The organism is Elizabethkingia sp. YR214, assembly GCF_003058195.1.
Taxonomy (GTDB): Bacteria; Bacteroidota; Bacteroidia; order Flavobacteriales; family Weeksellaceae; genus Elizabethkingia.
The window spans coordinates 72,385-97,335 of sequence record NZ_QBUH01000003.1; the positions used below are offsets into that span (position 1 = coordinate 72,385).

Here is a 24,951-nt window from a genome sequence, read left to right on the forward strand (position 1 = left end):
AAGAAATGCGTAAAAATATATTAAAAGTAATGCTGTATGCCTGTCTGGGTATAAGTATGGTAAGTTGTAATAATGTGCTGGATGTAGATCCACAGGATGCTTTGGATACAGAGAGAGTTTATTCCTCTGTGAGTAATTTCGAAAAGGGGGTATTGGGTAGTTACAGCCTTTATTCTCCTGAATATAGTGTTCTTATAGGATCTGTGATGGCTGATGAATGTCGTCTGAATTCTCAAAATAATGGTGTAAATGGTTTCGGAAACTTACTGAACCGCTGGGAGTACACTTCCGAAGACGATATTTTGCTAAAAGCATGGAAAAACTACTATGCAGATATTTACAGTATTAATCTGCTTCTGGAAAATGCAGCTAAAGTACCGGCCCGGAATGAACAGGAGAGAGGTAAGCAAAAATCTTTAGTTGCAGAATTATACGGATTGCGAGCAATGGTACATTTTGAGTTACACCGAAATTTTGGTGCATCTGATGCCGACGGTAATGAGGCTTTAACTATTCCTTATATTACAGATACCGATGTTAATAAGAAACCTGGTAAAATCAGTTTGTCGAAATTTTATGAATATTTATGGCTGGATTTGGAAAGAGCAAAAGATGTAGATGAAACTGTAGATTTCCGGATGAATAAAAATGCAGTTACAGCTTTGGAAGCAAGAGTCGCATTGTACCAGAAAAATTATATTGTTGCTCTGGCGAAATCAACTCAAATTATCAATCAGTTTCAGTTATCAGATATAAGCCAGTATGAAAACCTTTGGAAGGATAAATCTCCTTCGGAAGTAGTCTTTCGTCTGAAGAGAAGTAATGACAATAAACTGAGACCAAATACGCTATGGCAGGATTATGCTGCTGGACGTAGGTTCTTTCAGCCTTCTTATAAATTAATGGACAGTTATACAGATTCTGATATCCGCTTAAGTAATTTCAGTAAAGATGAAAATGCAGAAGAAGATCTTATTAATAAATATCCCGGGAATGATTTTAGTGATAAGGTAAATGATATTAAAGTTTTCCGTGTATCGGAAATGTATTTAATCCGTGCTGAAGCCAATTATTTCCTGAACAGAAAAGATGCTTCTCTACAAGATATTAATGAACTGAGAAAGCATAGAATTAGCAATGGTGGACAACTGAGTGCTATTGATCTGGATACCATCCTGAATGAAAGATATCTGGAGTTGGCCTATGAAGGACATCGCTATTATGACCTGAAAAGATTAAAGCTCCCGGTTCAAAGGTTGGAAAAAGATCTGGCTGCCGAGGGAGATCAGAGTGAATTAAGCAGTAGTAACAGAGCTTATATTTTACTCATCCCGTTGAAGGAGACTATTGTCAATCCCAATCTGAAATAAGAAGCTCAGTCTTCATATTTTTCAATTATACTTTTAAACAAGAAGAGACAGCCCACGGGCTGTCTCTTTGTTTTGAAATTCTTTCTATAATTCTTCGTCAGTATCTATTGTGAAAGAATTAGTAGTTGTTTTGTAGTCTTTGTTATGTCTTTCAGAGATAACCTCTTCTCCTTTTTCATCCAGGATGAAGTTTGTTGATTCATTAAATAATTCTGAAAAACTTTTGAAATCTTCTTTGTAAAGGTAAATTTTGTGTTTCTCGAAGCTTGCTTCTCCATTTTCTGAGAAATTCTTTTTACTCTCTGTGATTGTCAGGTAATAATCTCCTGCTTTTGTTTCTCTCACATCGAAGAAATAAGTCCTTCTACCTGCCTTTAACACTTTTGTGAAAATCTCATTCTCCTGGCGTTCCTTGTAATCGCTCATTGTTCTAACATTTTAAGATTCGTGCGTTAACAAATATAGAAGAATATTCTGAATATCAAAGAATTTTTATTAATTATTGTTAATTACCTTGTTATCAGTAATGAAAATTTATTGAACACGTACGAAATCAGTAATTACGCCATCATTTAGATGAAGAATTGCATGCGCATTTTTGGCGCTGGATTCACGGTGAGTGATGATTATAGATGTTGTTTGTTTAATTTCCTTTTCAATATTTCGTAAGATGTTTTCCTCTGTTTCGGTATCTAATGCAGAAAGGCTGTCGTCAAAAATCAGAATTTTAGGTTTTTTAATCAATGCTCTGGCGATGCTTATCCTTTGTTTTTGTCCGCCAGACAGCATTACACCTCTCTCCCCAACCATCGTATTATACTGATCTTTAAAGCCAACGATGTTTTTGTGTACATCAGCTACCTTAGCAAATTCCTCGACTAAAGCTTTTGTTGGATTATCTATTGCAAATCCGATGTTATTCTCAATAGTATCAGAAAACAGATAACTTTCCTGAGGGATGAAACCAATATTCTCACGATAAACACCAAGATTGTGTTCTTTTAGATTTTTGCCATCTATCAGAATTTCTCCACTGTCCGGATCTAGTAAGCGGCATAGGAGTAATGCAATAGTAGATTTACCACTTCCGGTTTTACCCATAATGGCTAAAGATTCTCCGGCTTTAACTTTAAAACTTACATTCTTTAAAGCCTGAATGCCAGTGTTAGGATAAGTATAGCTTACATTACGGAATTCGATATCACCAGTAATGTTATAAAGGTCGTGGTTGCTGTTTCTGATTTCAGACTTCATATCCAGGAACTCATTGACACGTTGCATGGAAGCCTCCGCACGCTGATTAACAGACGTTACCCAGCCTACCATACTGAAAGGCCAAATCAGAATGTTGATGTACATGAAGAAATCGGCAATAGTCCCGACAGATGTTTTTCCACTGATGTATTGTTCCCCCCCAATATAAAGGATGGCTACATTCAGAAGTCCGATAACAAAAAGAATAATTGTGAAAAAGTAGGCTTCAGTCTTTGCTAGATCCAAAGCTTTTACCATATAATCTCCAACTTTATTGTTGTAATTCTTTTCAATATACTTTTCCTTGTTAAAGAATTTTACGACACGGATTCCCGAGAAACTATCCTGAACAAAAGTTGAAATTGCAGACTGACTTTTCTGCATTACTTTGGACTTTTTGTTGATGATAGAACTTACCTTATATATAACAAAAGACAAAATAGGAAGTGGGATTAGTGTCCATATCGTCATACGTACATCAGTAAGCAGCATATAAGTGGTTGTAATAATCAGTAATACTGATAAGTTTACCACATACATTACACCTGGACCAAGATACATACGTATAGCTACAACATCTTCACTCAATCGGTTCATTAAATCTCCGATGGTTGTATTTTTGAAAATAGTCAGAGAGAGATTCTGATAATGAGTGTAAATTTTATTCTTCAGCTCATATTCGATTCTGCGGGAAGCTACAATAATAGTCTGCCTCATCATGAACGTAAAGAAGCCCGATAATACAGAACTGCCGACAATAATAGCTGCATTAATAAGTAAAGCCTTGAACAAAGAATCTTTAGATATATGCTTATTGGTCAGTACTTCTTGAATGACATTGACGGATTTTCCGATAAATTGTACTTTATAAATAGCAAAAAAATTGCTGAGTATAATGAAAAGTAATCCCCAAGCCAGTAATACACGATGTTTGTAGAAATAGGGATTGAGTGTTTTTAGTGCTTTCAACTTCTGAATTTTGTTTATTTAAAAACGTTCCGTTACGAATGACAAAATTAAGGTTTTTTATGCAAAGAGAAATGCGTAAATTTGTGCCTTAAATTTAAGTTCTTTGAAATGGTAGGAAGAAGACAGCTCCGCGAAAAAGTAGTGCAAACGCTTTATGCATATCAGCAAAACCCTAAAAGTGTCGATGTAGTTCTGAAAAATATGATGAAAGAAATAAGCAAAATCTATGACTTATATGTCTATGAGCTTAACTTTTTGGTCGCAATTCATCAATTAGCTGAAGAGCAAATTGAAATCGGAAAAAGAAAATACATTAAATCTGAAGAGGAAGCTAATCCCAATCTGAAGTTTGTTGAAAATAAAATATTGCTTCAAATCATTGAAAACGATGAAAGAGGAGAGTATACTGCAAGCAACAAACAATTGATGTGGGACACGAATGATGACCTTGTTGTAAAAACCTACCAGAGAATAAAAGCCGGAAAACGATATAAAGATTATATGGAATCGGCTGATAGTAGCTTTGAAGATGATCAGAAATTCATAGGAAAACTTTTTCTTCGTTATGTTGCGGAAAATGAAGATCTTCATGATTTCTTAGAAGGAAAAGAGATGGCATGGGCAGATGACATTCATATTGCAAATTCATTAATCCAGAAAACAATTGGGTTTATGAAGCCAGAGCAGGAGACTCATACTCTTATCAAGATTATTAAAAATTATGATGATGAGAGCTTTGCTAAAACATTATTAGCTCAGACTGCACTTAACTGGGATCATACAGAGAAGAAACTAGAGGAAAGACTTCAGAACTGGGATCTGGAAAGAGTTTCTTTAATGGATAAAGTAATCCTTATTACAGCGCTTAGCGAAATGGATGAATTTAAATTGACTCCTTCTTCAATTATTATAAACGAATACATAGAGATTGCAAAAGTATACTCTTCTGACAAATCTAATGTATTCATTAATGGTATCCTGGATAAGTATGCCAAAGACAATTCAAGAATATAGAATAAAATAATACCTTTCACATGAAAAGACTTACCTACCTATTGATGATTTCTTTTTCTGCCATGGCTGTGGTAGCATGTAAAAAAGAAGAAAAAAAACTGGTTGTTTCAGAAGATCAGTCTGCTTTGAGTACATCGGGATTACAACCCCTCGCTGCTGAGCAAACACAGGCGGATATAGTTGCAGAAGCTAAGAAGCTTCCGTTAACGACTCTGGCAATTTCAGAAAATAATTTCAACTTTGGGGATGTTAAAAAAGGTGATCATGTAGAGCATACTTATACTGTGACTAATACAGGAGATAAACCTTTGGTAATTTCTACAGTAAAACCTGGATGTGGATGTACTGCTCCGGAGTATACTAAAGATCCTATTCTTCCGGGACAAAAAGGAAAAGTAACGCTTAAATTTGATTCCAGTTCTTTCGACGGATTACAAAACAAATATGCTGAGGTATATACCAATACAGAAAAGTCTCCGGTAGTACTTACTTTTTCAGCTAATGTTATAAACAAATAATTTTTTATTAATCTATTAAACCCATAATATGCTAACAATTTTTTTACAGGCGCAACAGCAAGGTGGAGGTTCTATGATGTTCATCATGATGGCTGTAATGCTGGTTGGATTCTATTTCCTAATGCTGCGTCCGCAAATGAAAAAACAAAAACAGGAAAAGAACTTTCAGGAATCTATAAAACCGGGAACCAGAGTTGTTACAACTTCAGGAATGCACGGTAAGATTGTAAATGTAATGGAGGACGGGGTGATCATTGAAACAATGTCTGGTAAATTAAAGTTTGAAAGAGCTGCAATTTCCAGAGAATTTACTGAAGCTCGTTTTGGAGATAAAAAAGCACCTGCTGCTAAAGAAACTCCAAAAGAAAATAAAGTAAAAGAAGTAGCGAAGGAGGAAAAAGAAAATGTTACAGTTACTGACGAAACAGAAACTAAATAATTTTTTCTTTACAGATATAAAAAACGCCGCAGACTTTGTCTGCGGCGTTTTTAGTTTATTATTATAAGCTTTTCAGCTTACCTCTGAAGTCTTCTATGCTGGTATAACCTTTCTCCTGCATGATTGCTTTCAGTTCTTCCAGTATTCTGTCGAAAGCGCCAGTACCTTCTTTCATCAGTTGGGTTCCAACTTGTACCATCTGTGCACCACAAAGTAAATGTTCAAAAGCATCTTTTCCGTTTTCTACTCCTCCGCACCCGATTACAGCGATATCACTGTTTAGTTTTGTATAGAAAGCTCTTACGTTAGCCAGTGCTGTTGGTTTTACATAAGCACCGCCAATTCCTCCGAATCCGTCTTTTGGCTTAATTACAACTTCTTCGTGATCTACATCTATATAAAGTCCGTTTCCGATAGAGTTGATACAGTTAACATACTGAAGTGGGAATTTATTTAGGATTTCTGCCATTTGATCGAAGTGTGCAATATCGAAATATGGCGGAAGTTTTACACCGATTGGTTTCTGGAAAAATTCGAAAGTTTTGGTTAGAACCTCCTCTGTTCTTTCGAAATCATAACCTACCTGTGGTTTCCCAGGTACATTAGGACAAGAAAGGTTTAATTCAGTAATTCCTTTAAAATCGGAATCATTTATTTTCTGTAGCATTTCCAGGTTATCTTCCATAGACATTCCTGCAATCGAGATGAAATTGATTTTTCCCGGATTTTCATTCTGAAAGTTAAGAGAGAAATCCAGATAAAAATCAAAACCTTTATTAGGCAATCCCATGGAGTTAATGCTTCCTAAAGGCACATCTACATATCTAGGGCTTGGATTCCCTTCTCTAAAATCTGGTGTAGCACTTTTAGTTACAAAAGCACCTGCAGAAGATCTTAGTAACTGATCCAGTTCCATTTCGTCATAACACATTACGCCGGAAGCGTTCATGAATGGATTTTCAAATTCGTAATTGGCAATTCGGGAGGTAAGATTCATTTTTTACTTTTATTAGACATTGCAAAGTTAAGGATTATAAGATCAATTCTCTAATTCTGAGAAAAGCTATTTATTTTTAAAAACTTCGTTTCTGTCAAAGAAATTGTATCCTAAATCAAATGTTGTGAAATTTTTATTTTTATCCTGAATTTTAAAAAACCTACCATCAGTTTCAACACTTCTCTTTAGTTTATCATATTCCTCATCATTGTAATTTTCTGATTTTATTAGGAATGAGGTATTGTAATATTTAGGAGTAAAACTTGATTGGGTAGGCTGTGAGCCAAATATTAAAGTCTGAAGGTAAAACGATTCAGAGTCCAGAAGTGATATTTTATTAAAACGAGATGAAATGATTGGGTACTGATAATCTACAGGATTTAATTTTTTTGTTTGATATAAATAGCTTATTTTATTAATAATACGTCTTAATGCTTTTGGTGAAGATCTTCCATAGTCATAAATAGTTTTATAAATTCGGCCATTTTTAATAAAACTAATACTGGCACTTTGTAAATCTGTTACGTTATAATCTCCATAATCATTTTTTAATGTTTCAAATTTAGCTTCATTAAGTTCGTGAACTATTTCTCTGAAAGTAGCAGGATCAAGATTACTGATAAATAAACCATCTTGGGTATTATATGCTTCTCCATAGAATATAAGTTTCCCCTTGTCATCTATAGATGTTGAATTAATAGGACAGTCTCCGAAGCATGCTCCTAATGAAACTGTAATCTGATTTAAAGATGTTTTATCTGCTTTTCTAATTGGTTTCTTCTTAAAATAATAGATAGAAGAATCTTTATCTTGAAATGCAAGAGTGTCTTTGGTAAGTTTGTAAATAAAACGGGAATAATAGCGTTTGGTATCTGGAGCGAGTATATATAAGCTATCCTTTTTTACATAATATTTGGAATCGTCTCCTAAGTATAAATTTTGTTTCTCATTTCTCCTAAAAAAGCCATCACTAATAACGAACACAGAGTCCTTCTTAAAGGCTATATCTGATCTGTAATAGCTTGTGCTTACTGAAGAATCCTCATTGTATTCAGGATTCGGAGGACTAAATTCCCATTCTCCGATAAGTAAATTTGTATCTACGGTATTTTTATTACAGGAAATAAAAGACAGAAATAATATTGCTAAAATTAACCTCATAAAAAAAGCGAGGATGAAAAAACCTCGCTTCTAATTTATGATTTTAAATCTAATTTTAATGCTAACTCATCGAGCTGCTCATTGGCGATTGATGCCGGAGCGTCGATCATTACATCTCGACCACTGTTATTCTTAGGGAAGGCGATGTAATCTCTGATTACTTCATTTCCGTCTAATACAGCTACAAGCCTGTCAAATCCGAAAGCCAGGCCACCGTGTGGAGGTGCTCCGTATTTGAAGGCATTCATTAAGAAGCCAAACTGAGCTTCTGCTTCTTCCGGTGTGAACCCAAGAAGACTGAACATCTGAGCCTGAAGATCTTTATCAAAGATTCTGATAGATCCGCCGCCGATTTCGTTACCGTTGATAACTAAGTCATAAGCATTTGCTCTTGCTTTTCCTGCTTCATTTTCCAGTAAATGGATATCTTCCGGCTTAGGAGAAGTAAAAGGGTGGTGCATTGCGTGGTATCTCTGTGTATCTTCATCCCATTCTAAAAGCGGGAAGTCAATAACCCAAAGCGGGGCGAATTCATTTCCTTTTCTTAGTCCAAGGCGGTTACCCAATTCCATTCTTAGTGCAGATAACTGTGCTCTTACTTTATTCTCGTTTCCGGAAAGTACAAGCATTAAGTCTCCGGGCTTAGCACCAAATTCTTCTGCAATTTTCTTTAAATCCTCTTCGTTATAGAACTTGTTAACAGAAGAAGTTACAACGCCATCGGCCTGATATTTTATCCATACCATACCTGTAGCGCCTATTTGTGGACGTTTTACCCAGTCGGTTAATTCATCAATTTGTTTTCTCGTGTACTCTGCACAACCTTCTACATTGATACCAACAACCAGTTCTGCTTCGTCAAAGATTTTAAAATCTTTACCTTTTACAAGATCATTTAGTTCATGGAACTCCATTCCGAAACGAATATCCGGCTTGTCATTACCATATTTTTTCATAGCCTCTGCAAAAGTTATTCTCGGGAACTTTCCAAATTCCTGACCTGCAATGTCTTTCAATAAATTCTGAGTAAGACCCTCGAATATATTCATAACGTCTTCCTGCTCTACGAAAGCCATTTCACAGTCTATCTGGGTAAATTCCGGCTGTCTGTCGGCTCTTAGATCCTCGTCACGGAAGCATTTTACAATCTGGAAATATTTATCCATTCCGCCAACCATCAGTAGTTGTTTAAAGGTTTGCGGAGATTGAGGCAATGCATAAAACTGTCCCGGATTCATTCTGCTTGGTACAACAAAATCTCTTGCACCTTCAGGTGTAGATTTAATAAGAACCGGTGTTTCTACTTCAATAAATCCTTGGTCAGAAAGATAGTTTCTTACCTTCTGAGCCATTTTGTGACGGAAGATTAATTTATCCTTCACCGGATTTCTTCTGATATCCAGGTAACGGTATTTCATTCTCAGTTCTTCACCACCATCCGTTTCATCTTCGATAGTAAAAGGAGGAAGTTCGGAATTGTTCAGAATAGTTAATTTTTCAACCAGAATTTCAATTTCTCCGGTTGGTATTTTAGGGTTTTTACTAGCTCTTTCGATTACTTTTCCGGTAACCTGAATTACAAATTCACGCCCCAGTTTTTTTGCGTCTTCTAATAAGGCTGCAGAAGAACGATCCTGATCGAAAACAAGCTGAGTTATTCCGTAACGATCTCGTAAATCTATCCAAATCATAAAACCTTTATCACGGATAGTCTGTACCCATCCTGAAAGTGTTACTTCTTCGTTTAGATTCTTCAGAGATAATTCTCCGTTGGTGTGCGTTCGGAACATTTTATTGTATTTAAAATTTGATTTTTTGGTTTCACTCAGGTAATTAGCCTGGCGGAATTTTTCAGGTGCAAAGATACGGAATTTAAAGAAAAAAGCCTTTTAGAATTTTACTTCCAAAAGGCTTTTTTATTATTGCTTAATCCATTGAAGCACTGCGATGATTTTCTTGTCGTATGAAAGGTCTTTGAAATTATCACCATCTACTATTTCTGTGTCCGGTTGACATACTTTCTGTACATAAGCATTCCAGATCAGCAATTGGAAAGCCTCCAAAGCCGATTGTTTTTTATTTTTAAAATGGTGATTTGATATCATTTCAGTAATGCTGCAATTTCCGGAAATTTGTAATTAATAGCATAATCGTAGGCTTTGTACCCTTTTTTATTAGTTATACTTTTATTAGCTCCTTTTTCCATTAATTTTTTTGCAAAATCTGTAGCCCCATATTTAGCTGCAAACATTAATGGGGATTTATCATCACAAATAAGGTTTAAGTCTGCTTTTTCTTCAATAAGTTTATTGAATAGCTCTTTGCTCTGCATTTTGATAGCTAATGAGAGGAGTGAATAAGAACTTTCTTTAAGAGAATAGCATTTGTTGATGTTTTCTTTGTTAACTATCTGTGAGAAGTTGCCAGTATTGTCGTACTGTAACATGTGCTTCATGTCATTGGAGAGTTCCTGCGCAGATGAAAGGGAACCGAAAGTAATAGTTACTATTAAAAGAATTTTTTCATAATTGATAAGGTATTTTATGGTTTATATTCTAATATATCTCCTGGCTGGCAGTCTAAGGCTTTGCATAAAGCTTCCAGAGTAGAGAGCTTTATAGCTTTGGCTTTCCCTGTTTTCAGTATTGAAAGATTGGCTTGTGTAATGCCTATTTTTTCTGCAAGCTCCTGAGACTGCATTTTGCGTTTTGCCAACATTACATCTACATTGATTATTATAGGCATAGTTTAGATTGTTAGGTCGTTTTCTTCTTGTATTGATTTTCCTTTCACAAAAATTTCTTTTATAAGAAGAAGAACAGTTCCTGTTAATGTTAAAAAAAACGGAGATGTAAAGTCGTATTTTTTTGGAGTGACAGTTATATCAAAAACTAATTGTAAAACTCCAAAAACCAATGTTCCATAACCTAGAATTTTTAGATATTTTACAGCATTTCCGACAAAAATATTGTCTTTAGAAAGTTGATTTACAATTTGTATAGCCATATATAGAATGAAACAAATAGAAAGTAATCCTAAAAAGGCTATTCCTATTCCTTCAAAAGAATCTTCTGTAGATAATGTCATTTTTAGGAGTGGATAATGAAATTTTACTGATTCAATATCTGAATTTTCTAAATAGCTTTTTGAGATAAACTGATTTGTTTTATCTGTTATAGAATATGTACCTATCAGAATAAAAATCCATATACTCATAAGAATAAAGCCAGCCGAATAAATAAGAAATGGGATTCGAAGCCAGTATAGTATTGAGTTTTTGCCAATAATTTTCATAGTTAATACTTTAATTATATCGCAAATGTATAAATTTTTATCTTAATACGATAAAAATATTATTTAAAATAATAAAAATTATATTGCTTAATTTACTTTGAACTACTATATAACCAACGAGAATTTTTATACATAACTCCTGGTATTTTATAATTTAAGGCTAGATAATTCATAGTAATCATAAGGTAGTTCATACCACCAATTCTAAATTCAGTCTTAAAATTCACTTGATGGTAACGAACAATCCGTATTTTTACCATAGATGATTTAAGACATGAAATACCTGATCGTAGAAGATGAACGATTTGCCTATTTAGAAATAAAGCGAATGATGGTACGGCTTTGCCCTGAATATGTATTGGCAGGAAGGATAGAATCTGTAAAAGAGACTGTTTCTTTTCTCAAAAATAATTCGGTAGATCTGATCCTCTCGGATATCCATCTGGCCGATGGAGACTGCTTTGAAATATTTGAACAAGTTCATGTTTCAGCACCAATTATCTTTACCACTGCTTATGATGAGCATGCTATTCGGGCTTTCAAATTAAATAGTATTGATTATTTATTGAAACCTATCGAAGAGGAACATTTAGCAGCTGCTCTGAAAAAGTTACAACAGCAGAATACAGGAAAAGGAGTTGCTTTTGATTATAAAAAAATAGAAGATGTATTACTGGGAAATCACAAGAAAAATCGTTTCCTTGTTCAAATTGGTGATACATATGAGCATATACACATCAACGAAATTGCTTTCTTTTATAGTGAAGAAAAAGTAGTTTTTCTACATACGCTTTCCAACAGAAGGTATGTTGTTGGTTATACCTTGGCAGAAATAGAAACACTTTTAGATCAAAAATTATTTTTTCGGGTTTCCCGGAATTGTGTTGCCAATATTACTTCTATAAAGAAAATTTCCAAATACTTCAACAGTCGTTTGAAGCTTATATTTGAGCCGAATTGTCCGCACGAAATCTTAGTCAGCCGTGAAAGGGTTTCAGATTTTCTGAAATGGGTAGACGGATAGAATTGAAAACAATGAAAACAACGGATAAAAAACATATCATTGCTTTTGTACTTATAGTTGCAATACTATTGGTTTTCTTTTTCTATGTGTTTAAAACATTGACAGGGAAAGAAGGCGATTTTTTGCAGTTTTTTTTAATCAATCTGCTGCCATGTGTGCTTATTGCATCTGGTGATTTTTTCATTGTTAATGCTATTTACAAATACCTGAAAATACGCAATATTTATTTTCATATTACATTGGACTTACTTATATCCTCATTGTTTTCTGTAGTGGTAATAATTTTGGGTAATATGATCATTAAAGGTCTTCCAGATTTTGATAGTAATCCGCAGATTATTAAATCTTCTATTTTTATTATTCTATGGAATAGTATTGTCGTATTATTAATTGAAATATTCTTCTATAACCAACGGCAGATTAGTTCTGAAAACAAAATTGCAGTTATGGAAAAAGAGAGGATTCAATATCAATATGAAACTTTAAAAGCACAGGTTAATCCTCATTTTTTATTCAACAGTCTGAATATTTTATCATCTCTGGCCTATGAAGATGCAGAGAAAACTAATCTTTTTGCAAAAAAAATGTCAGGTGTCTACCGTTATTTATTGTTAACAAATGAGCATCCTATAGTTACCCTGAAAGAAGAACTGGCTTTTCTGGACTCATATATATATCTGGAAAAAATTCGGTTTGAAAACAATTTACTTATAGAAATCAGAAAGAATACAGAACTTAACAGAAAAGTAATCCCCGTAAGCTTACAATTACTGGTGGAAAATGCTGTAAAACATAATATTGCTACTTCCGGACAAAAACTAATGGTTCATATTGAAATATCTGCAGAAGGAATTATAGTATCTAATTTACTTCAGCTCAGGAAAACAGCTGACCGTGGTGGTGTAGGGTTAACAAACCTGCAAAATCAATATGCGCTATACAACAAAACTATTGATATTATAAAAACAGAAACAGAGTTTATAGTCAAAATGCCGTTTTTGGATTAAATTCAAGCTTGGAGTTATCTGTTTTTTACCCATTGCCAGTGATTGAACAATGGTTTCTTTTTTATGGAGGATTTGATCCTCTGGAAAATGAATTTCATCCTGTCGATACTCAACTTTGTCTGAAAATGCTTCTGCAATGTATCTCTGATCAACAATTTTGCATAATAATTATTTCAAATTTTCCACAATGAAGAAGCGTGTGATTTTATCAGTTGTTGCTACAATAGCATTTCTTATGGTTTCAAATGCGGTAAATGCCCAGAAAAAACTGTCTCTGGGATTTAAAGGTGAAATCAATTCTACATTCTACAAGAATGGTTCGGAGGGCATATATTCAAAAAGTTCTCCGGAATTAGGAGGTTCTGTCGGAGGGTTTTTAAAATATCATTTTGGGAAGTGGTTTGGTCTGCAAACTGATTTGATGGTTCATTACCGAAATTCTGAGATGGAGAATAGATTCACTGCTGAAAAATCAAAATTAGAATCCTATGACCTGGAATTGCCTGTTTATGGTGTTTTTCAATTTAATCTGGGAACAGGAAAAGTATTTTTTGGGGTAGGGCCTTACATCGGTTACGGGATAAATGCTAAAATAGATCATATGGATATGTATAATAAAGATGCAGAAGGGAAAGCGCCAATGAAATGTCTCAATTATGGAGCTGCTGCCATGCTTGGATATAGTTTTGGACGCTTTCAGATCAATACTTCATATATATCTCAATATGGAATAGGGGTAATGGAAAATACCTTAGATATGAAACGTCAGTCTTTTGGGCTGGGAATCGGATATACTTTATAAATTTTATCATGAACATAAAAATATTTAAAAAATGAAAAAAATACTTCCAGTATGGATTGTTATTCTAATGTCCTCATCTTTTATTTTTGCACAGAATATAAAGCCAAACAGGCCACAGGAGCCACAGGAGCCATATCCATATTATTCAGAAGATATTACTTTTGAAAACAAACAAGCCGGAATAAATTTAGCCGGAACTTTGACACTTCCGAAAAAGGAAGGTATTTTTCCGGCAGTTATTTTAATTAGCGGAAGCGGACCACAAGACAGGAACGAGGAATTAGCAGGACATAAACCGTTTCTTGTTTTGTCAGATTACCTTACAAGGAACGGAATTGCTGTTTTGCGTTATGATGATCGGGGAACAGCTTTGTCTGGGGGTGATTTTAAAAGCGCCACATCTGTAGATTTGGCAACCGATGTGGAAAGTGCCCTTGCTTATCTAAAAACAAGAAAAGAGATTGATCAGAAAAAGATAGGTTTAATAGGGCATAGTGAAGGTGGTCTGATTGCTCCGTTAGTCGCTGTAAAATCGAAAGGTGTAGCATTTATTGTAATGCTCGGAGGCCCAAGAATTCCCGGAGATAAGATACTTTTAATACAACAGAGACTGATAGCAAAAGCATCTGGAAAAAGTGAGAAAGAAATAAGGGGAACAGAGAGAATTAATAGAGAAATATTTGATGTTGTAAAAGGATCGTCTGATATAGAGCAGTTGAAAATAGATTTGAGAAGTGATTTGAAGAAATTTTTAAGTGCAAATCCGAATTTAAGAATGAATGAGGGTATGACCGACGATGAATTCATCAACTCACAGGTTGATGCTTATACAACTCCCTGGATGCAATATTTTATCAAATATAATCCTAAGCCCATACTAGAAAAAGTAAAAATTCCGGTTTTAGCTCTTAACGGGGAGAAAGATCTTCAAATTACACCAAAAGAGAATTTAAAAGCTATAAAGAAGGCACTGAGAAAAGCCAAAAACAAAAATATAACAATCAAAGAAATACAGGATTTGAATCATTTGTTTCAGGAATCTGATACAGGTGCACTTCAGGAATATCAACGTATTGAGCAGACGTATTCACCAATTGCTTTGGCAGAAGTTTTGGATTGGTTAAATTTACAGATAAAGTAAAGTATAAAAGTGGCACATCTACACAAACGCCAAAAAATAAAAATATGAATGAAAAAAAAATAGATTTAGGCTTTTTTCCCACCCCATTACAAAAGCTGGAAAATCTGTCGAATATATATCCTGATTACAACATTTTCATAAAAAGAGATGACAATACCGGATTGGCTTCAGGAGGAAATAAAACCAGAAAATTAGAATTTTTAATAAAAAAGGCATTAGATGAAGGTTGTGATACTGTGATTACCGCAGGGGCTCAACAATCAAACCATTGCAGACAGACTGCTGCAGCTTGTGCTAAAATGGGACTGAAATGCCATTTGCTTCTGGGAGGTGATGAGCCTGAAATTTATGATGGTAATCTTTTATTATCTTCATTGCTTGGAGCAACAATATGCTTTACAGGCAAAAACAGGAAGGGAGAAGATAAAGAACTCTTAAAAGATAAATTGGAACGTGAAGGGAATAAATGTTTTATAATTCCTTATGGTGGTTCAAATTCTACAGGAGCATTGGGATTTGTACATGCTGTAAAGGAATTAAAACAGCAGCTTTCTGAAAAACAAATATCAATAGATTATATATTTTTTGCTTCCAGTTCGGGCGGCATGCAGGCCGGCTTAACTGTTGGAAAAGAATTGTATGATCTGAATGCAGAACTCATCCCAATTAGTATAGATAAAGACGAAACCAATGGAGTTCCTTTAGAGGATGTAGTTTCTGATATTGTAAAAGATTTAACGGGAGAATTGGGTATCAATAAAAAAGATGAATTTTCAGAGATTAAACTTAACAGAGATTATGATAAGGCAGGATATGGTGTTTTAACGGCTAATGAAGTTGATGCCATTGATAAACTGGCCAGGAATGAAGGAATTCTTTTAGACCCGGTTTATACAGGAAGAGCATTCTATGGCATGTTAGATTTCCTTAGAAAGAAAAAAATCCCGGAAAATTCCAATATTTTATTCTGGCATACCGGAGGTTTACCTGCTGTTTTCAAATTTGCAAAAGAGTTGAGAGGTATGCCTTAATAAATTGCAATTAGTTTTTATAAAGTAAAAGACTGCTCCGGCAGTCTTTTTTATTGAAAAGCAATTTTGTTACTTATCGGAATCATAACTGCAGTCTGTAAACTTCTTCCCCGTCTTTTTGTATCCCTGTAAATTCAAAACCTACGGAAGTATAGAGTGAAGTTGCCCGCGGATTATCCGGATCCAGACCGATGTAGATATTTTTTATATTGCCATCACTTTTTACCTGTTCAATAAAGGTAAGAAATGCTTTTTTTCCATATCCCTTACCTTGTTGCTGATAATCGATCATATATCTGAGTACCCAAAAATTATCATTATCCTTAAAATATGGACCGGATAAAATAAAACCAATCAGGTTTTCATTGCTGTATATTGCTTGTGGTTGTAATAACGGGTAATATTTTGACTCAGCAATTGATACTGCATTGCAACAAATAAATTCTTCATCAAAAGTAGGGACTCCATTTTCATTGGTGGTAAGGAGGCATACGTCATAGAAGTTGTCTGCTGTTACTTCTTTTAATATTATTTCCATGTTTGGCTTATTTACTTGTTATAATCTTTGTTTGACTCGATAATATGGTTTTTGTTGCTCTGGTGAGTAGTTGTGATAAAAAAACCGAGACTCTGTCCCGGTTTTTTATATGTGGTTAAGAATAATTACTTGCCGAATAAACCTCCAAGTAGTCCTCCAAGGCCACCGCTTTGCCCTTGTTGTTGGTTACCTCCACCTAAAACACTTCCTAAAAGATCAGTGATTGAGTTTCCGGAAGAAGCCTGTGCTTCGTTAGTTGCATTTCCCATAATACCTCCTAATAAATCACCAAGACCACCAGCTCCAGTATTGTTAGCTTGTTTTTGCTGTCCGATATATCCCATAATAATTGGTGCAAGCATTGCCAATGCCGGACCTATTTTATCCATAGAGATACCTGTACTTTGAGAAAGCTGGTTCTCAACATTTTGTTTGTCACTTCCAAAAACGTGATTCAGGATGGAGCCACCTTCATCTTGTCTGTTTAGAGCCTGACTAGGATCATTTAAAATGCTGCCATCATGATCTTTATCTAATGCATTATTTAAAGCCTCAGCGTCAGCTGTATTTTTAGATTTATTTCTAAGATAAGATATTACTAAAGGAGCGGCTACTGCCAATAGTGCAATAATCTGACTTTTGCTGATTCCCATCTTGTTTTCAGCTTGTTCAGCAACCTGGTTGCCGGTGTTACCTGTAATAAGGTCTAATAAACTCATAGTGTTTTTATTTTGTTGTTTACTCAACGAATTTAAAAAAAATAATATGAGTTCGGCATTTATTTTTTGAAAATCGGAACATTACTACAAGCCTCCCCAAACATCAGGGATTTTACAATAGGGCGAAGCTTTTCTACCAATTCTACATAGGCGTTTTCCGGGATGCTAAAATCGGAACATCCTTTTACCAGAACTCTTTTGTCCTGCATTTCGGAAAAGTCATGTTGCTGAATTGCATCATGGAAAAGAAGTAGTTCCAGTTCTTTTTGCGAGCCATAAACTACTTTTTTAGCAGAGGACATTAGCTTGTCTCCAAGAAGGAAATAGGCCCATAGTGGAACAATAGCATCTACAGAACAGTAGATGTATACATAACAATCTTTATATGGCTCAGTATCCAGATCTGAAATCATTTGGCGAAAATCCTTTTCCCTTAAAATAAGCTCCTGAAAAAGGAAGTTTTTTATATCGATGCCGATTCTTTTTCCTTTGGGTTGCAGGCTTGCCAGGTCAAAATTAACCAGACTAGTGTTCTCAGCTACTTTATTGCGAATTTCAAATTCTTCTGACATTTTTTATTTTTATCTTTACACAAAATTAAGTCAAATTAATTTAGAAGAAAATAATACCAGATTTAGATACTGTCAATTAAGTATGAGGAATGCTTACATAATGGATATCTGAATGAATAACATCTAATAGCTGATTACCTTTGAAATATTACCTTATTGCCGGAGAGGCTTCCGGAGATTTACACGGTTCAAATCTTATGAAGTCCATTAAAAAGAAAGACGCTGACGCAGAATTTAGGTTCTGGGGCGGAAACTTAATGGAAGCGCAAGGCGGAACATTAGTAAAGCATTACCGGGATTTGGCATTTATGGGATTTGCTGAAGTTATTCAGAATCTTGGAACAATTCTGGGGAATATCAAATTGTGTAAAAAAGATATTCAGGATTACAAACCCGATGTTTTGGTACTGATAGATTATCCGGGATTTAATTTACGTATTGCCAAGTTTGCTAAATCGCTCGGAATAAGGGTTGTTTATTATATCTCACCACAGTTGTGGGCATGGAAGGAAGGGCGTGTTGAAATCATTAAAAAGTATGTGGACGACATGCTGGTAATCCTGCCTTTCGAAAAAGATTTTTATAAAAAACATCAGGTAGATGCTCATTTTGTTGGGCACCCATTACTAGATGCTATACATAATCTACCTGATCTGGATATACAAAAATTCAGGACTGAAAATGACCTTACAGACAAAGAAATAATTGCTTTATTGCCTGGTAGCCGAAAGCAGGAAGTGGAGAAGATGCTGGAAATTATGCTTTCTGTACGACCATTCTTTCCGGACTATCAGTTTGTAATTGCAGGAGCACCTTCATTGGAAAAAGAATTCTATGAGCAGTATGTAGATGATCAGGTACATTTTGTTTCTAATAAAACTTATGATCTTCTAAGGTCTTCCAAAGCTGCTCTGGTAACTTCAGGGACTGCAACATTGGAAACAGCATTGCTAAATGTTCCGGAGGTTGTGTGCTATCGTGGTAGTCAGATTTCTTATGAAATAGCTAAGCGACTTGTTAAGCATATAAAATATATTTGCCTGGTTAACCTTATTATGGATAAAGAAGTTGTAAAAGAATTGATTCAGAAAGAGCTGACCACAGATAATCTAAAAAATGAACTTTCTTTAATTCTCTCCGGAGCGAACAGAGAACGGATTCTGGATGAATATTATATCCTTCGTGAGAGGCTTGGTGGTGCCGGGGCTTCAGATGAAGCCGCAAATATTATTGTTAAATAGTTTTATTTTTCCTATACAATTCACTTTTCTATTTATTTTTTTAATTAAATTTAAAGTTCAAATGTATTGAAACCAAGTTTAATTAAAATGATTGTCAATGAAAAAACAGCCAGTTTTCTGTCTTTTCATTTCTTTCTCAATTGGAATTTTCGCTGGAGATGAATTTTTTGCAGACAAAAGCGTTGCAGTATTTGTTATGCTTGTTGTTGTAGTTTGCGCACTGATTTCTTTTTGTTTTAAAAAGGGAAAAGCTATAGCATTTATGCTGTTCTTTATTTTTCTGGGACAGCTTTCACATTCTTTTAATACTCCGGATAAAAACCTTTCTGACTTTAAGGGAAAGCAGGTAATTAATTTTCAGATTGTAAAGAAGCTTAATAGTTCGGAAGAAAACAGACGCTATATTATATATGTATCTGCAATCAGTGGAAAAGAAAAACTGGTGCAACCTTTTTATGCTGTTTATAGTCTGACAAAGGATAAAAATGGATTAGATTTTACACATGCTTATTCAGGAATTTACTATATCAATAAGATTAAACCTCCGCAGAACGATTACCAGTTCAGTTATCAGAAATACATGTTGCGGAATAATGTGGCTTATCAGATTTATTCAAAAGAAGAGCCTGTAGCCAGAGTAAAAAATACATTGTTAGCTGATAGAGTGAAGCAGATACGACTTGATGTTTTGCAACGTATTGATGACTCAGCACTTTCCATTGAATCCAGAGATTTTCTGAAAGGAATCATCTTGGCAGACAGAACCGATATGGATGCGGGTGTATCAGTGGATTTTATTAAAACGGGTCTTGTCCATTTTTTAGCAATTTCCGGAACTCACATGGTGATTATTTTCTGGTTATTAATGCTTATTCTGAAAAGATGCATTCCGTTAAAATTCAAAAACATTGCTGTCATAATAAGTCTGATATTAATATGGATTTTTGCAGTATTCATTGATTACGGAAGTTCAGTTGTACGATCCTGCCTTATGCTTACATTTTATTATGTTATGGTGCTTTTACAACGAAAACCAGATTTATTACATTCCATGGCGTTGTCGGGATTGATAATTTTGATTGCAGATACTCAACAGTTGTTTGATGTAGGTTTTCAATTGAGTTTTCTGGCGGTATTTGGAATTTATTGGTTAAATCAACCTATATTAAAATGTCTGCCAAAAGCCCGAAATAATGTTCATGATTTTTTTCTTCAGGTAATCAGTGTTACACTTTCAGCACAGTTAATAACCTTGCCACTTATTTTGTATTATTTTCATCAGTTCTCTTTAGTTTCTATTGTTGCGAATCTGGTTGTAGTTCCGCTTTCTGAAATCATTATTGTCTTTTCCCTGTTAATGGTTTTTGTATTGAATTTTTTTGGAGATGTTTTTGTGATTAATTTTCTTTATGACCAGCTGATAATTCATTTATTAAAACTCATCCATTTTTTTGCTCAGGCAGATTTTTTATTTTTTGATGATATACCAATGTCTTTACCTGAAGCTATATTACTTTTTGTTCTATTGTATTTGCTGAGGTTTTTGATAAAAGAAAAAAGGAATAGGAGAGTGCTTCAGTTTTGTTTTGTAGTTTGTTTTTTCTTTTTGTTGAGATTTGGGCTAAATATTCATGCTTTTCATAAAGAAGAATTTTTAAGTCATCAATATTTTAATCAGAAGATTTTTTCTGTCAGAAAAAATGCCAAAGTTGTCTTCTTTTTTGCTGATAATCTGGATAAAAATAAGATTGAAAATTACTTAGTTAAGCCTTATGTCGTTTCCCGGAGAATTAAGAATTATGAAATTATTTATTTTAACACTAAGGAATTTGATCAGTTGAAATATAGAAATGAGATAAAATCTGTTAAATAATGTTAATTATTTAGATTCAATATAAACTAAGGTTTAATGATGAATCTCATTTACTACACGCACAAGAATTGTTAATTTTGTGAAATTAGAAAAATAATATAATTAGACTATGGCAGGATTGACATCTTCATCAATCGGGAGAAAATTCCTTATGGCTTTATCAGCGATGTTTTTGCTGATATTCCTTATTATGCACCTTTCTGTAAACCTTATTTCGGTTTTTAGTCAGGATGCCTTTAATGAGGCGTCTCATTTTATGGGATATAACCCGCTTGTACAGTTTTTAATGCAACCTATTTTAGGGTTTGCAGTAGTGTTTCACTTTGTAATGGGCTTTATTCTTGAGGCGAAGAATAACAAAGCACGTCCGGTAAAATACGGTTACAGCAACAATGGAGCTAATGCTACATGGGTATCCAGAAATATGATTATTTCAGGAGCAGTAATTTTAGCTTTCTTGGCATTACACCTTTACGATTTTTGGATTCATGAAATGGATTTCAAATATGTAAAGCATTTGTCACCAGAGCCTACGCGTTACTGGGAAGAGCTTCATCACAAATTTGCAGATCTGTGGAGAGTAGCGCTTTATGTAGTTTCATTTGTATTACTAGGTCTTCACTTATCTCATGGATTCCAGTCTTCTTTCCAATCGGTTGGGGCTAATCATCCAAAGTATTTACCAGCAATTAAAACTATCGGAAATGTTTACGCAGTAATCATTCCTTTAGGATTTATTTTTATTGCTATCTTTCATTATGTAACTCAATAACCAATAAATATTATTATGGGTTTAGATTCTAAAATTCCAGCGGGGCCATTGGCTGACAAATGGAAAAATCATAAAGATCACATGGAACTTGTTGCGCCAAACAACAGGGACAAAATTGATATTATTGTTGTAGGAACAGGTCTTGCGGGCGGTTCTGCAGCAGCAACTTTGGCAGAACAAGGCTATAATGTAAAAGCTTTTTGTTATCAGGATTCTCCAAGAAGAGCTCACTCTATTGCAGCTCAGGGAGGTATTAACGCAGCAAAAAATTATCAGAACGATGGTGACTCTGTCTATCGTTTGTTTTATGATACTATTAAAGGTGGTGACTACCGTGCAAGAGAGGCTAACGTATACCGTTTGGCTGAAGTTTCTGGTAACATCATAGACCAGTGTGTATCTCAAGGGGTGCCATTTGGTAGAGAATATGGAGGTATGTTGGATAACCGTTCTTTTGGTGGGGTTCAGGTAAAAAGAACTTTCTATGCAAAAGGACAAACAGGTCAACAGCTTCTTTTAGGTGCTTACGCAGCAATGAGCCGTCAGATTGGTAAAGGTCGTATTAAAATGTACAACCGTCACGAGATGATGGAGCTTGTTATTGTAGACGGAAAAGCAAGAGGTATTATCGCAAGAAACTTGGTGACAGGGGAAATCGAAAGACACTCTGCTCACGCTGTAGTTGTTGCTTCTGGTGGTTATGGTAACGTTTATTTCCTTTCTACCAATGCAATGGGATCTAACGTTTCTGCTGCTTGGAAAATTCACAAAAAAGGTGCTTATTTTGCAAACCCTTGCTACGTTCAGATTCACCCTACATGTATTCCGGTACACGGAACACAACAGTCTAAACTGACGTTGATGTCTGAATCTTTAAGAAACTCAGGAAGAATCTGGGTGCCTAAAAAGATTGAAGATTCTATTGCTATCCGTGAAGGAAAGAAGAAAGCAAAAGATATTGCTGAAGAAGATAGAGATTATTATTTGGAGAGAAGATATCCTGCATTCGGTAACTTAGTACCACGTGATGTTGCTTCACGTGCAGCTAAAGAAAGATGTGACGCTGGTTTCGGTATCGAAAATAATGATACTAAAGAAGGTGTATACTTAGATTTCTCTACAGAGATTATGAAGAAAGGTAAGGAATCTGCTACTGAGCAGAATATTCACAATCCTTCTTCTGCACAAATTTATTCTTTAGGTAAAGCTTGGGTTGAAGAGAAATATGGTAACCTTTTCCAGATGTATGAAAAAATTACTGCGGATAATCCATATGAAACTCCAATGAAGATATATCCTGCTGTACACTATACAATGGGTGGTGTATGGGTAGATTATAACCTGATGTCTACTATCCCGGGATGTTTCGTTGTAGGTGAAGCTAACTTCTCCGATCACGGTGCAAACAGGTTAGGGGCATCAGCACTTATGCAAGGTCTTGCAGATGGTTATTTTGTATTGCCATATACAATTGCTAATTATCTTTCTGCAGATATCAGAACTGGTGCTATACCAACTAATACGCCTGAATTTGATCAGGCAGAAACAGAAATTAAAAATAAAGTTGAATTCTTCCTTACCAATAAAGGAACTCATTCTGTAGATCATTTCCATAAGCAATTAGGAAACATTATGTGGAATAAAGTTGGTATGGGACGTACAGCTCAGGGACTTCAGGAGGCGATTAAAGAAATCGAGGAAGTAAGAAAAGATTTCTGGCAGAATGTAAGAGTTCCGGGAGATGCCGATAACCTGAATCCGGAATTGGAAAAAGCTTTCAGAGTTGCAGACTTCCTGGAACTTGGTCAGCTAATGGCAATTGATGCATTAAACAGAAATGAATCTTGTGGAGGTCACTTCCGTGAAGAGTATTCTACACCAGATGGTGAAGCTCAGCGTGATGACGTGAACTATAAATATGTTGCTGCTTGGGAATACAAAGGAGCAGATATCAACCACGAGGTAATGCACAAAGAAGATCTTGTTTACGACAATATCGAAGTTAAAACAAGAAGTTATAAATAATCTCCAACCTTAAAATAAAAGTTATGAGTGAAAAAAAAGGTCTCAATCTTACACTGAAAATTTGGAGACAAAAAAATAATAAGACAAAAGGTCAGTTCGAAACCTATAAGATTTCAGATGTATCTACAGACAGTTCATTCCTTGAAATGTTAGATATTCTGAATGAAAATTTAATTAACGAAGGAAAAGATCCTATCGCTTTCGATCACGACTGTCGTGAAGGTATTTGTGGTATGTGTTCTCTATACATCAATGGTAGAGCACATGGTCCTGATACAGGTATTACTACTTGTCAGCTGCATATGCGTCACTTCAAGGATGGTGAAACAATTCATATCGAGCCATGGAGAAGTGCTGCTTTTCCAGTAATCAAAGACTTGGTAGTAGACCGTTCTGCATTTGACAGAGTAATGGCTGCCGGTGGTTTTATTTCTGTAAATACTTCAGGTAGAACAACTGATGCTAACAATATCCCTGTGCCAAAAGAAGATGCTGATAAAGCAATGGATGCTGCGGCATGTATCGGATGTGGAGCTTGTGTAGCAACTTGTAAAAATGGTTCTGCAATGTTATTTGTAGGAGCTAAAGTTTCTCAGTTTGCATTATTACCACAAGGTAGAGTTGAGGCAAAACGTAGAGTCCTTCACATGGTAAAACAAATGGACGAAGAAGGATTCGGTAACTGTTCTAATACAGGAGCTTGTGAGGTTGAGTGTCCAAAAGGTATCTCTTTGGAGAATATTGCAAGAATGAACAGAGAATATCTGAGTGCGAATTTTACAACAGCTAATCACTAAGATTACAATCTCTTTATAAATAAAAAAAGCCGCTTATTAGCGGCTTTTTTTATTTATAAATATAATATGTAAGGCAATAATTGGTATTGTTGAAATATATAAAAAGTGAAAATTTAGAAGCCAAATTGAATTTTTGACAATAAAAATATCCTCTAAAGAACTGAGCAGTATTGTTGTATATGGATTTCTAGGTAATATCATTGGAGGTCTTGACAAAGAGTTGAGTAAAATCGAACAGGAACTGGAAAAAGTTCGCGGCTGTATTATTGATGGTATAGACAAAGTCATAGCCGGCGTTATGCCTTGCAAGCCTTAATTTTGTTTTTCACCATTTTTATTCAGTTCCAAGACTTGAGCTACTAAATTAAAAAAGCCTTTAGCAGCTAGTGGAAA

At 34.9% G+C, this 24,951-nt stretch carries 27 protein-coding genes; 15 read left to right on the top strand and 12 right to left on the bottom strand.

What is annotated here, in order from left to right; translation table 11 throughout:
* Nucleotides 1-5: 5 nt before the first annotated feature.
* Nucleotides 6-1,370, top strand: a complete 1,365-nt coding sequence (locus C8J95_RS06365; RefSeq protein ID WP_255412736.1) for a RagB/SusD family nutrient uptake outer membrane protein — start codon at nt 6-8, stop codon at nt 1,368-1,370.
* An 84-nt stretch (nt 1,371-1,454) separates the two neighbouring features.
* Here the strand turns inward: C8J95_RS06365 and C8J95_RS06370 are convergent, their stop codons facing one another.
* Nucleotides 1,455-1,796 (bottom strand): DUF3276 family protein, encoded by a 342-nt coding sequence (locus tag C8J95_RS06370; protein WP_009085547.1) that lies wholly within the window; start codon nt 1,794-1,796, stop codon nt 1,455-1,457.
* A 108-nt stretch (nt 1,797-1,904) separates the two neighbouring features.
* Nucleotides 1,905-3,593: an ABC transporter ATP-binding protein gene (locus C8J95_RS06375; protein WP_078403344.1), complete on the bottom strand. Its 1,689-nt coding sequence runs from the start codon at nt 3,591-3,593 to the stop codon at nt 1,905-1,907.
* A 108-nt stretch (nt 3,594-3,701) separates the two neighbouring features.
* Between C8J95_RS06375 and C8J95_RS06380 the strand changes: the two genes are divergently transcribed.
* Genes C8J95_RS06380 through yajC form a run of 3 tightly spaced genes read left to right on the top strand, consistent with a single transcriptional unit; the run spans nt 3,702 to nt 5,564 of the window.
* Complete coding sequence (locus tag C8J95_RS06380) at nt 3,702-4,607, top strand: transcription antitermination factor NusB (RefSeq protein ID WP_059343495.1); 906 nt, start codon at nt 3,702-3,704, stop codon at nt 4,605-4,607.
* Nucleotides 4,608-4,627: 20 nt separating this feature from the next.
* The gene (locus tag C8J95_RS06385) at nt 4,628-5,125 is read left to right on the top strand and encodes a DUF1573 domain-containing protein (protein ID WP_107807648.1); all 498 of its coding nucleotides are present in this window, start codon (nt 4,628-4,630) and stop codon (nt 5,123-5,125) included.
* 28 nt (nt 5,126-5,153) lie between these two features.
* Nucleotides 5,154-5,564: a preprotein translocase subunit YajC gene (gene yajC / locus C8J95_RS06390; RefSeq protein ID WP_059156720.1), complete on the top strand. Its 411-nt coding sequence runs from the start codon at nt 5,154-5,156 to the stop codon at nt 5,562-5,564.
* Between the two features lie 61 nt (nt 5,565-5,625).
* Here the strand turns inward: yajC and C8J95_RS06395 are convergent, their stop codons facing one another.
* The 7 genes from C8J95_RS06395 to C8J95_RS06425 form a co-directional block, all read right to left on the bottom strand.
* Entirely contained in the window at nt 5,626-6,561 is a 936-nt protein-coding gene (locus tag C8J95_RS06395; RefSeq protein WP_107807649.1) for a dihydroorotate oxidase, read from the bottom strand.
* Between the two features lie 66 nt (nt 6,562-6,627).
* Nucleotides 6,628-7,722, bottom strand: a complete 1,095-nt coding sequence (locus C8J95_RS06400) for a DUF6438 domain-containing protein (RefSeq protein WP_107807650.1) — start codon at nt 7,720-7,722, stop codon at nt 6,628-6,630.
* A gap of 35 nt (nt 7,723-7,757) precedes the next feature.
* Entirely contained in the window at nt 7,758-9,512 is a 1,755-nt protein-coding gene (gene aspS, locus C8J95_RS06405) for an aspartate--tRNA ligase (protein ID WP_107807651.1), read from the bottom strand.
* Between the two features lie 129 nt (nt 9,513-9,641).
* The gene (locus tag C8J95_RS06410; protein WP_107807652.1) at nt 9,642-9,827 is read right to left on the bottom strand and encodes a hypothetical protein; all 186 of its coding nucleotides are present in this window, start codon (nt 9,825-9,827) and stop codon (nt 9,642-9,644) included.
* Nucleotides 9,824-10,177, bottom strand: a complete 354-nt coding sequence (locus C8J95_RS06415; RefSeq protein ID WP_107807653.1) for an ankyrin repeat domain-containing protein — start codon at nt 10,175-10,177, stop codon at nt 9,824-9,826. The genes C8J95_RS06410 and C8J95_RS06415 overlap by 4 nt, the downstream gene beginning before the upstream one ends.
* A gap of 86 nt (nt 10,178-10,263) precedes the next feature.
* On the bottom strand, nt 10,264-10,467 hold the full coding sequence (locus tag C8J95_RS06420; RefSeq protein WP_107807654.1) for a helix-turn-helix transcriptional regulator: 204 nt from the start codon (nt 10,465-10,467) through the stop codon (nt 10,264-10,266).
* 3 nt (nt 10,468-10,470) lie between these two features.
* Complete coding sequence (locus C8J95_RS06425; protein ID WP_107807655.1) at nt 10,471-11,016, bottom strand: DUF2975 domain-containing protein; 546 nt, start codon at nt 11,014-11,016, stop codon at nt 10,471-10,473.
* Nucleotides 11,017-11,290: 274 nt separating this feature from the next.
* Between C8J95_RS06425 and C8J95_RS06430 the strand changes: the two genes are divergently transcribed.
* The 5 genes from C8J95_RS06430 (at nt 11,291) to C8J95_RS06455 (ending at nt 16,021) form a co-directional block, all read left to right on the top strand.
* Nucleotides 11,291-12,040, top strand: coding sequence for a LytTR family DNA-binding domain-containing protein (locus tag C8J95_RS06430; protein ID WP_107807656.1), 750 nt, complete (start codon nt 11,291-11,293; stop codon nt 12,038-12,040).
* 11 nt (nt 12,041-12,051) lie between these two features.
* The gene (locus tag C8J95_RS06435; protein WP_107807657.1) at nt 12,052-13,047 is read left to right on the top strand and encodes a sensor histidine kinase; all 996 of its coding nucleotides are present in this window, start codon (nt 12,052-12,054) and stop codon (nt 13,045-13,047) included.
* Between the two features lie 187 nt (nt 13,048-13,234).
* Nucleotides 13,235-13,849, top strand: coding sequence for a porin family protein (locus C8J95_RS06445; protein WP_107807659.1), 615 nt, complete (start codon nt 13,235-13,237; stop codon nt 13,847-13,849).
* Between the two features lie 31 nt (nt 13,850-13,880).
* Entirely contained in the window at nt 13,881-14,990 is a 1,110-nt protein-coding gene (locus C8J95_RS06450) for a S9 family peptidase (RefSeq protein ID WP_107807660.1), read from the top strand.
* 44 nt (nt 14,991-15,034) lie between these two features.
* Nucleotides 15,035-16,021 carry a D-cysteine desulfhydrase family protein gene (locus C8J95_RS06455; protein WP_107807968.1) on the top strand — a complete coding sequence of 329 codons (987 nt, stop codon included), beginning with the start codon at nt 15,035-15,037 and terminating at the stop codon, nt 16,019-16,021.
* 82 nt (nt 16,022-16,103) lie between these two features.
* Here the strand turns inward: C8J95_RS06455 and C8J95_RS06460 are convergent, their stop codons facing one another.
* From C8J95_RS06460 to C8J95_RS06470, 3 genes are all read right to left on the bottom strand, one after another.
* A complete protein-coding gene (locus tag C8J95_RS06460; RefSeq protein WP_107807661.1) occupies nt 16,104-16,559 on the bottom strand; it encodes a GNAT family N-acetyltransferase in 456 nt (151 codons plus the stop codon).
* Nucleotides 16,560-16,684: 125 nt separating this feature from the next.
* Nucleotides 16,685-17,305, bottom strand: coding sequence for a DUF937 domain-containing protein (locus tag C8J95_RS06465; protein ID WP_255412737.1), 621 nt, complete (start codon nt 17,303-17,305; stop codon nt 16,685-16,687).
* A 32-nt stretch (nt 17,306-17,337) separates the two neighbouring features.
* The gene (locus C8J95_RS06470) at nt 17,338-17,850 is read right to left on the bottom strand and encodes a DUF2480 family protein (RefSeq protein WP_078403350.1); all 513 of its coding nucleotides are present in this window, start codon (nt 17,848-17,850) and stop codon (nt 17,338-17,340) included.
* Between the two features lie 140 nt (nt 17,851-17,990).
* Here C8J95_RS06470 and lpxB point away from each other — a divergent pair, with 140 nt between their 5' ends.
* From lpxB to C8J95_RS06500, 6 genes are all read left to right on the top strand, one after another.
* A complete protein-coding gene (gene lpxB, locus C8J95_RS06475; protein ID WP_107807663.1) occupies nt 17,991-19,091 on the top strand; it encodes a lipid-A-disaccharide synthase in 1,101 nt (366 codons plus the stop codon).
* Between the two features lie 97 nt (nt 19,092-19,188).
* Nucleotides 19,189-20,964: a ComEC/Rec2 family competence protein gene (locus C8J95_RS06480; RefSeq protein WP_107807664.1), complete on the top strand. Its 1,776-nt coding sequence runs from the start codon at nt 19,189-19,191 to the stop codon at nt 20,962-20,964.
* Between the two features lie 109 nt (nt 20,965-21,073).
* Nucleotides 21,074-21,736, top strand: a complete 663-nt coding sequence (locus C8J95_RS06485) for a succinate dehydrogenase cytochrome b subunit (RefSeq protein WP_034867904.1) — start codon at nt 21,074-21,076, stop codon at nt 21,734-21,736.
* A 15-nt stretch (nt 21,737-21,751) separates the two neighbouring features.
* Nucleotides 21,752-23,761: a fumarate reductase/succinate dehydrogenase flavoprotein subunit gene (locus C8J95_RS06490; protein WP_045182284.1), complete on the top strand. Its 2,010-nt coding sequence runs from the start codon at nt 21,752-21,754 to the stop codon at nt 23,759-23,761.
* 23 nt (nt 23,762-23,784) lie between these two features.
* A complete protein-coding gene (locus tag C8J95_RS06495) occupies nt 23,785-24,558 on the top strand; it encodes a succinate dehydrogenase/fumarate reductase iron-sulfur subunit (RefSeq protein WP_034867900.1) in 774 nt (257 codons plus the stop codon).
* Between the two features lie 133 nt (nt 24,559-24,691).
* Nucleotides 24,692-24,874 carry a hypothetical protein gene (locus tag C8J95_RS06500; RefSeq protein WP_107807665.1) on the top strand — a complete coding sequence of 61 codons (183 nt, stop codon included), beginning with the start codon at nt 24,692-24,694 and terminating at the stop codon, nt 24,872-24,874.
* Nucleotides 24,875-24,951: the final 77 nt, after the last annotated feature.

Coding starts and splice junctions, on each gene's coding strand:
- aspS (WP_107807651.1), bottom strand. CDS start 9,512: ATGTTCCGAACGCACACCAACGGAGAATTATCTCTGAAGAATCTAAAC.
- C8J95_RS06410 (WP_107807652.1), bottom strand. CDS start 9,827: ATGATATCAAATCACCATTTTAAAAATAAAAAACAATCGGCTTTGGAG.
- C8J95_RS06400 (WP_107807650.1), bottom strand. CDS start 7,722: ATGAGGTTAATTTTAGCAATATTATTTCTGTCTTTTATTTCCTGTAAT.
- C8J95_RS06480 (WP_107807664.1), top strand. CDS start 19,189: ATGAAAAAACAGCCAGTTTTCTGTCTTTTCATTTCTTTCTCAATTGGA.
- C8J95_RS06460 (WP_107807661.1), bottom strand. CDS start 16,559: ATGGAAATAATATTAAAAGAAGTAACAGCAGACAACTTCTATGACGTA.
- C8J95_RS06370 (WP_009085547.1), bottom strand. CDS start 1,796: ATGAGCGATTACAAGGAACGCCAGGAGAATGAGATTTTCACAAAAGTG.
- C8J95_RS06470 (WP_078403350.1), bottom strand. CDS start 17,850: ATGTCAGAAGAATTTGAAATTCGCAATAAAGTAGCTGAGAACACTAGT.
- C8J95_RS06365 (WP_255412736.1), top strand. CDS start 6: ATGCGTAAAAATATATTAAAAGTAATGCTGTATGCCTGTCTGGGTATA.
- C8J95_RS06450 (WP_107807660.1), top strand. CDS start 13,881: ATGAAAAAAATACTTCCAGTATGGATTGTTATTCTAATGTCCTCATCT.
- C8J95_RS06380 (WP_059343495.1), top strand. CDS start 3,702: ATGGTAGGAAGAAGACAGCTCCGCGAAAAAGTAGTGCAAACGCTTTAT.
- C8J95_RS06435 (WP_107807657.1), top strand. CDS start 12,052: ATGAAAACAACGGATAAAAAACATATCATTGCTTTTGTACTTATAGTT.
- C8J95_RS06420 (WP_107807654.1), bottom strand. CDS start 10,467: ATGCCTATAATAATCAATGTAGATGTAATGTTGGCAAAACGCAAAATG.
- C8J95_RS06415 (WP_107807653.1), bottom strand. CDS start 10,177: ATGAAGCACATGTTACAGTACGACAATACTGGCAACTTCTCACAGATA.
- C8J95_RS06430 (WP_107807656.1), top strand. CDS start 11,291: ATGAAATACCTGATCGTAGAAGATGAACGATTTGCCTATTTAGAAATA.
- yajC (WP_059156720.1), top strand. CDS start 5,154: ATGCTAACAATTTTTTTACAGGCGCAACAGCAAGGTGGAGGTTCTATG.
- C8J95_RS06425 (WP_107807655.1), bottom strand. CDS start 11,016: ATGAAAATTATTGGCAAAAACTCAATACTATACTGGCTTCGAATCCCA.
- C8J95_RS06395 (WP_107807649.1), bottom strand. CDS start 6,561: ATGAATCTTACCTCCCGAATTGCCAATTACGAATTTGAAAATCCATTC.
- C8J95_RS06490 (WP_045182284.1), top strand. CDS start 21,752: ATGGGTTTAGATTCTAAAATTCCAGCGGGGCCATTGGCTGACAAATGG.
- C8J95_RS06485 (WP_034867904.1), top strand. CDS start 21,074: ATGGCAGGATTGACATCTTCATCAATCGGGAGAAAATTCCTTATGGCT.
- C8J95_RS06385 (WP_107807648.1), top strand. CDS start 4,628: ATGAAAAGACTTACCTACCTATTGATGATTTCTTTTTCTGCCATGGCT.
- C8J95_RS06445 (WP_107807659.1), top strand. CDS start 13,235: ATGAAGAAGCGTGTGATTTTATCAGTTGTTGCTACAATAGCATTTCTT.
- C8J95_RS06455 (WP_107807968.1), top strand. CDS start 15,035: ATGAATGAAAAAAAAATAGATTTAGGCTTTTTTCCCACCCCATTACAA.
- C8J95_RS06495 (WP_034867900.1), top strand. CDS start 23,785: ATGAGTGAAAAAAAAGGTCTCAATCTTACACTGAAAATTTGGAGACAA.